Genomic DNA, 1,769 nt, shown 5'->3' on the forward strand with positions numbered 1-1,769 from the left:
CCGTACGCGCCGGGCGGCGCCGCCGACCCCGCCGAGGTCGCCGCCCGCCTGGCCCGCTTCGACGGCGTGCTGCTGCCCGGCGGCGGTGACGTCGCCCCGCACCGCTACGAGGTGGGGCTCACCCACGAGAGCGTCTACGACGTGGACGACGAGCAGGACGGTTTCGACCTGGAGCTGGCCCGCCAGGCCCTCGGGGCGGGGCTGCCGCTGCTCGCGATCTGCCGCGGTCTCCAGGTCGTCAACGTGGCACTCGGCGGCACGCTCCACCAGGACATGGGCGGTCCGGGCCGCGACCACCGCCACATCGTGCACCCCGTCGCCCTGCGATCCGGCTCGGTCGTGGAGCGGGCCACCGGCGTGGAGAAGGCCGAGGCGTCGTGCTACCACCACCAGCGGGCCGGCCGCCTCGGCTCCGGGCTGGAGGTCACGGCCACCGCGGCCGACGGCACGGTGGAAGCCCTTGAGCTGCCCGGCGCGCCCGGCTGGTTCGCCGCCGTCCAGTGGCACCCCGAGGACACCGCGCACCGGGACCCGGCCCAGCAGGGCCTCTTCGCCGCCCTGGTACGCGCCGCCCGCACCCGCCACTGACGGCCCCAGGCGCGCCCTCCTGACGGGTCGGGCCTCTGGACGGGACGGGATCTCCGGGCGGGTCAGGACCTGGGGCGGCGGCCGCTGCGGCGAGGGGCGGGTGCGGCCCCGTCGAGCAGCGCCAGGCGGCGCTCCTCCCCGTGCAGCTCGACCTGGAGCACGACGCGCCGCAGCCCCTCGGCGATCCTCCGGCACTCCTCGTCGCTGAGCTGCGCCGTGACGAAGGTCTCCTCGGCGTTGAACTCGGGGAACAGCCGCTCCATCAGCGCCTCTCCCTCGTCGGTGAGGCTGAGCAGCACCCGCCGCCCGTCACTGGGATGGACGGCCCGCCTCATCAGCCCCCGGGACTCCAGGGTGCGGGAGACCCCGGTGAGGGTGCCCTTGGAGATGCCCGCCTCCTCCGCCACGTGCCGGCTCTCCGACTCGCCCCACACCCAGACGACCCAGAGCACGACGAACGTGGTCCACGTCAGGTCGGAGCCGCGCAGCACCGAGTTCTCCAGGTGCTGGCGGACAGCCGCCGCGGCCCGGTAGATGTTGGCGACCGCCGCCATCTGGTCCCGGCGGATCGGTATGCCGCCCAGCTTCGCCTCGGCCAGCTTCTCGGCTTCGGTGATGGAACGGTGGCCAGGCACGAGGGACTCCTTCGGGAGCGGGCGGACCGGACTGGTCGTTCGGAGCCAAATTGTACGGAGCTCGGGCGGCGCACGGAAACCACCCGGCTCGGGGCCGCCACGCCGCGGGCGGACCTGGCATCTCCATCGGATCCCGTACAGCATGGATCCGATGGTGTGTCCGTGAACGCGAAGCGGTCCGCAGGAGCCGGGGGAGCACAGATGAACGCCGCCGAGCTGGCCAGGAAGATCCGCAACCGCGAGAGGTGCGTCGGCTACTGGCTGGTCCTGGACGCCCCGGCGGCCACCGAGCGTCTGGCCAGGGTGGGTTACGACTACATCGTCCTGGACGCCCAGCACGGGCTGATCGGCCAGGCCGGCCTGCTCGCCGGCCTCATGGCGATCGACGCCGGTGCCGGCGCGGCGAGCGGCGCCGGTCGCGGCTCGGTGGGGCTGGTACGCCTGGAGTCCGGAGACCCCGCGGCCATCGGCCGGGCGCTGGACTACGGCGCGGGCGGCGTCATCGTCCCCCTGGTCGGCACCGCCGAGCAGGCGGCCGCGGTGGTC

General features: G+C 74.5%; 3 protein-coding genes. 2 read left to right on the forward strand and 1 reads right to left on the reverse strand.

Annotation, left to right across the window (positions count from 1 at the left end):
• A partial coding sequence (locus DQW85_RS23530; protein ID WP_113702255.1) for a gamma-glutamyl-gamma-aminobutyrate hydrolase family protein occupies positions 1-588 on the forward strand: 588 nt, incomplete at its 5' end.
• 62 nt (positions 589-650) lie between these two features.
• Here the strand turns inward: DQW85_RS23530 and DQW85_RS23535 are convergent.
• Positions 651-1,223 carry a MarR family winged helix-turn-helix transcriptional regulator gene (locus DQW85_RS23535; protein WP_113702256.1) on the reverse strand — a complete coding sequence of 191 codons (573 nt, stop codon included), beginning with the start codon at positions 1,221-1,223 and terminating at the stop codon, positions 651-653.
• Positions 1,224-1,424: 201 nt separating this feature from the next.
• Between DQW85_RS23535 and DQW85_RS23540 the strand changes: the two genes are divergently transcribed.
• A partial coding sequence (locus DQW85_RS23540) for an aldolase/citrate lyase family protein (protein WP_240197379.1) occupies positions 1,425-1,769 on the forward strand: 345 nt, incomplete at its 3' end.

It is taken from the genome of Nonomuraea lactucae (genome assembly GCF_003313395.1).
GTDB classification, from domain to species: Bacteria; Actinomycetota; Actinomycetes; order Streptosporangiales; family Streptosporangiaceae; genus Nonomuraea; species Nonomuraea lactucae.